Below are 5,437 nucleotides of genomic sequence, written 5' to 3' on the forward strand. Positions count from 1 at the left end.
AGCCAGCACTCTTCCTTTTTTGCCCACTCGCTGATCATCTTTCCCTTGGCGGAGGCATGAAGTGCTGCATTCACCTCCTTCGCCCAAATTCGGATCTGATCTTTGAAGCTCTCTGAGAGGCCTTGTTGCTCCCAAACTCGCATCAGATCAACTCCTGAACCATGCTGCTGGGACAGAAGTGCAACCAAGTAGATAGCAACGTTGCCTTGGAATGCAGGAAACAGTGGCCGAACGAGCGACTGAATCTGCTTGAAAATGATAACCTTCGCAATCATCTGCTTGAACCCTATTGCATCCGGGACCGCAGATTCTCCCCTCTCTTCGCGCTCTCTAACATCGTCCATGAAGCGTGCGAAGTTTTTTTGCCCACCGAGACTCGCTTGGTCAGGTCGTCCATCCCAAGAGTTCAAGAACTTGGCAAGGTCTGTCTTGACTAGGCGACGCGAAGGAGGAATGACTAAGGTTTTGAGTGTCCGATACTTCGTAGCCGTGCTGCCCTCTCGCGCCAACTTGGTGTTGTAACTGCCGGAGGCACGTTCATAGAACCAGCGGCCGACACCATCTGGGAGGTAGACGGTGTCAGACAGTTTCTCGAGCTCAACGTGGAATGGTGAGTTGGCAGAAAGATCAGACTGCTTGACAGTGTTCTGGCTGTTCGCGAACCGCGATATGTCGCTGATAAGCGCCTCTTCCGCAGCGGAGTTGTCCGTCTTGAGGATCACAACCTTGGCTGGCACTTGGACCTTGGACAAATCGGTGTCTGCGAACTTCTTCTTGGTGAAGTATATAGATGCAGTCGTCTGGCCACCGTTAACGATCTGCATGCCCTTCAGCCATGCAATACCAGGGCCACCATCGCTGGTTTTTCCTAGGCTGACTTCGTCGGCAACCACCACAATGCCATTGTTGTAGGCCACAAACTTCTCGGGCTCTGAGCGCAACGTGGCTTGGATACCCTTGTTCACCTTTCCAGTGGCGCTCAGGAACGAGCGCACATTTGCTTCAAGAAGACGGGCGCCGTACTTGTCATACAGGTGGCGAAGCACGTCGGCCGGGAATACCGTCATCGCGTAGTCATAGCTGTCCTCCTCGCCCCGGATATAGACGCACGGGAGCGGGGTGCCTGCCACTTCTGCAAAATTGACTACCAGCTCGTCYCTCGGCTTTCCCTCTGACAGGTGGCGGTTGAGCCTCTCGATGTCCATCACCTCAAGTCGTACGGTCCGGCCTCCAACCTCCTGCGACTTGAAGTTCTTGGTCTTCACTTGGCCATCGGTCAGCACGTAGATCCGGATCTCCTCGAAGTCCCGATAGCCACGTTCAATATGCACCGCGAGTTCGTAAGCCTCGTTCGATGGATCGAGCGTCTTCGTCATCTTTCCCTGGGCAGATTGCGAAAGAAATCGGAAGCAGTACTCCGCGGCTTGCTTTGCTTCAGAGTCCGGAACGGCCTGGACCTTGTCCGAATCCTTGTAGGACGTCACGAACAGGTCAAGGCGTTCCCCGTCCTCAGAGATGGAGTATCCGCTTAGCCTGATGTTTCCCACATGGACGCGCGTGTCAACGTGGCAGACCTGTGGCTCATACGTCATGCCCACTTCTTCCATGTGGCGCATCGTAATCTCGGCGAAAACCAGCTCCGGATAGGGATACGCGGCTCCCGAAACGGACATGCGATCCTCTACTTCATCCTGTACTTCCGCGCGAATCTGCGAAAGGAAATCGGTCAATTCCATTGATTCTTCACTCCAAGACTGGTCGAAATATCAGCGTAAGTAAACGCCGCAATCGGAAATGCATCCAGATCGAGCGAGTAACGTGCCTCATGGATTGCCGCGGGCACGCTGGAACGAGTGAGGCGAGGCGATTCAGCGCATACGATTCGATATGTGAGCTCACTGGACCGGAAACGCCTTGTGTACTCGGCTCGAGTCATGTCCATGTAGCCAGCCGAAACGAGCCGACTGTTCAGCAAGGCAGATGCGCCGGGATCGTGGATTCTTCCAGCCACTTGGTCAATCAAGTCGGGAAGGGTTAATCCCACACTCAGGTGAGTTAGACGAACCGCCGCAACAAAGAGGGGCTGGTGCAGGCTGTCATCCAACTGATCAAGGTTGGAAATCCTTGCGATAAATCCTGCCGGTGCCAGGGTTGTCTTCACTTCGATTGCACCATCACCAAGCAGGAAGTCGTGTAGCCCGTCGTCAGGCCCGGCCCAGCTGTCGAGAGCGTCGAATTCTGAAACTCCATCGTCCAGAAGGTTTTGAAGAACCAAGAGTTCTCCAAAGAGCCCAATCTCTTCCTCCGTGGAAAGAACGCCTTCACTGTCGCGCTTCATGAAGGCTTGCCAGGCACGGATCCTGGAAATCATTGCACTATGAATCCGTAAGCCGTCCTGAGCGGACGTGCTCTCCATCAGGTTCACCAGATCTACCGCCACTTTGGTAAAGAGCTCAAGGGATCCAGATTCCTGTCGAACCAAGGCAAACCATGAGTGGCCTGCAGGGTGGCCCTGGAGCTCTGTGCTTATCAGGCTAAACCCCTGGCCGCGTGGAAGCTGAAATGGTTGGGATGGCAGGTTTCCCTTGACGCCGACCAGGACGCTCTCTTCATTCCGTGCGCCACGACGGCCTGCCATCACGCAGCAGTTGCCGATGCTGAAAAGCTCGATAACCTTCCAGCCATCGCCTGTGGCAAGGCCGCTCAGGGCGCGCCACGCGGCGACCAGCTCTGTGTCACTGCTGGATCGGAGCATTCATATCCTCCCAGCCGATGTTGTTGATGACGTACTCGGGGATGTCGGAATACTCGCTCTCCCAACCGACGTTGTTCACCTTGTAGGGAACCTTGATATCCGAGCTGCTTCCAGGAAAGCTCACGGCAAATGCCAAGACGGGTGGGGCGCCTGCAAGGTTCTTCGGGCGTTCCCAATCTGTCCCTATCTTGGCGCCCGCACGAGCTGGATCAAGAACATACAGAATCAGCAGACCCTTCTCTGGCTCCGCCGTCACGGTCGAAGTTCCCTTGCCTCGAACTCGGCGCAGCGCCACGCCACTGGGGGTGTCCGGAGCCGAAGCACTTTTCTTCTCCGCCTTCTTCTCCCAAGTGGACACGGTGAGCGCGAGCGCGGCGTCCCATTGATCCTGGCTCACGTCAATTGACTCGTCGGTCGGATCAAGGAGGACGCCAATAGAGTACCGGCTCCCCTCCATCGAATCCGCCTTTCTGCGCGCCATGCCAACACTAATCCCTGGAGCAAGCTCATAGGGCTCACCCGATTGAGTCCCCAGAACAGCCACTGTCCACTCCGTGAGCTCGTTTGTTTCCGCCATCTTGCGGATGAACTGAGCAAGCACGTTGCTGTTCACCCGGTGGGCGGCTGACAGTGTGCTGTAGCTGTCAAGGAAGTCGACTACGGTTGTGAAGTCGACACCTCGCCAGAGATGCCCCTGCCATTCCTTGGAGCCCCCTTGGAATGCCGCCTTTATGGCGTTGCTCTCGTCAGGCTTTCCCATTTGCACGGCAAGCCGATTACCTGCATCCAGGTTTCGATTCAGAGTCGGTTGATCAGTCGGGAAGCTGACTGTCTGAACAAGCTCACCACTGTACGAAAGGTGCAGTGTCTTCGCGCTCCGCATCTTGATCTGCGACGTAACCATCATCTCGGGATGCGACTGGACCTTCAGCCCAAACTCCCTCGGCGTGGCCCCAGAATTGGCCATGAGATCGAACTCTTCTCTCAGCTCTGCTGATGCATCAGAGATATGCTTGAACCAGCGAATGAGGTCCGGGGATGTATAGAGACGGCAGAGATCAAGGTAGCCCGGACGGTATCCGAACCACCGACCCATCTGCATCAGCGTGTCGTACATCTTTGATGCGCGCAGGAAGTAGCTGGTGCAGAGGCCTTCCAGCGTAAGGCCGCGTGCAAGCTTGTCGCCACCGATAGCGATGACTTTGAGGCCTCGATCCTTGTTCTGCTCGTAATCCAAGGCATCCTTGGCAGTTCCATTGATCATTCGCACTTCGATGTCATCGAGTACTCCCGGCAGCGCAGAAGCGATGTTTTGCCAAGTAGCATCTGCACTGGGAAGGTCACCCAACCCAAGCTCACGAACCGCGGCAGAAGCAGGAAGGAAGTCACGATTCCACAGCTCCTGCAGACTGGATAGAACGTCGGCGTGGTCGATCCCGCGCCCAATCGCCTGTCGGGCATGCTTGACGTAATCGTCAATGTCAGCCTTTACCACCTTCTGGACGTTGTTGAATCGTGTGACGTGAACGAGCATCGAGCTATGCTTCTTTCCTTGGCCACGGAGCTTCCTGACAGTGCATGCCAGGATAAAGGAGTCGACTGCCTCTCTTAGACTTGGTGGCAGCGCGTGCTCATTGCTCCACACCGGAACATGATCGATCTTGTGGCCCGTCGGCATCCATCCCGTTGTCTTGTCGTCTGACTGGTAGTCGCCCACCGGTTGGGTCAGAGGAAGCTGTCCCTTGCGACCCTCCGGGGACGCGCGCCCAAACATCGTCGTAGGGCCAACGTAATTGTCCGGTGCCGCCAGGCTCTGGATGAAGGCGGATGGGAAGAGATCAGGACCTTCGTTGCGTGTCTCACCGCGTTCATGAATGAAGATGTTTGCGAAAGGCGTGGCGGTGTAGCCCACGTACGCGGAGCGCGAGAATGAATTCAGTATGCGCCGGATCAGTTTGTTGATCGCTGTTGGATCATGTTCCTCATCGGGCTTTCCTTCTTCGTCGACTACCTCTTCACCAGTGTCAACTGAGGCATTGTCAGCTTCGTCATCAATGATGAGCAATGGGAACTTGGTCGCCCTTCTGGCCACGATGGGGAGCTCTTTCGTGTTCGAGGAGGCGGGCTCCGCGCTTGGAACAGGCGCATCCGCGACGTGCGTCTGAATCCACCTGAGAAGCCTGGCAAGTACCGATTTGTTCTTCTTGACGACAAACAGCCAAGGCCGCTGTTCGGGGCTGATCGAAAACTGCTTTCCAGCTGACTCACCAAAATCACCGTTGTCAGCTCGTGTTGTAGCGCAATTGGGCTTGATGGAAATATCACTGTCGATCAAGCCGACGCCCACGCGCTTGAGCGCGTTCTGCGTAGAGTTGGTCTCATACCCCAGGAAGCCTTCTTCAAGGCGTATCTGCGTCTGGGATCGCAGGTTGTTATGCAGCCCGGCGAGGACGATGATGATCTTGTACTGCGCATCCGCGGCCTTGCATACGAGACCGGTATAGCTCGCCGTCTTGCCTGACTGCACGTGCCCGACAACAAGTCCCCGGCGACTCCACTGGCCAGAGCGCAGAGGGTCCTCAAGCATCCCCAGAATCTTGTCGGTTGATTTGTCCAGCTTGTCAGCGATGTCCCAAGACAAGTCCTTTTCGATCATCTCCCGGTACCGCTGCCAGTAACGCC

At 55.9% G+C, this 5,437-nt stretch carries 3 protein-coding genes; all 3 read right to left on the reverse strand.

Annotated elements, in window-relative coordinates; translation table 11 throughout:
* A partial coding sequence (locus tag AC1DJN_RS20495; protein WP_478040009.1) for an AIPR family protein occupies positions 1 to 1,736 on the reverse strand: 1,736 nt, incomplete at its 3' end.
* Positions 1,727 to 2,755, reverse strand: a complete 1,029-nt coding sequence (locus AC1DJN_RS20500) for a PD-(D/E)XK motif protein (protein WP_478013620.1) — start codon at positions 2,753 to 2,755, stop codon at positions 1,727 to 1,729. The genes AC1DJN_RS20495 and AC1DJN_RS20500, both read right to left, overlap by 10 nt.
* Entirely contained in the window at positions 2,736 to 5,411 is a 2,676-nt protein-coding gene (locus AC1DJN_RS20505) for a Z1 domain-containing protein (protein ID WP_478040011.1), read from the reverse strand. Before AC1DJN_RS20505 ends, AC1DJN_RS20500 begins: the two co-directional genes overlap by 20 nt.
* Positions 5,412 to 5,437 lie beyond the last annotated feature (26 nt).

Source organism: Stenotrophomonas sp. 05L414_2 (assembly GCF_056397905.1).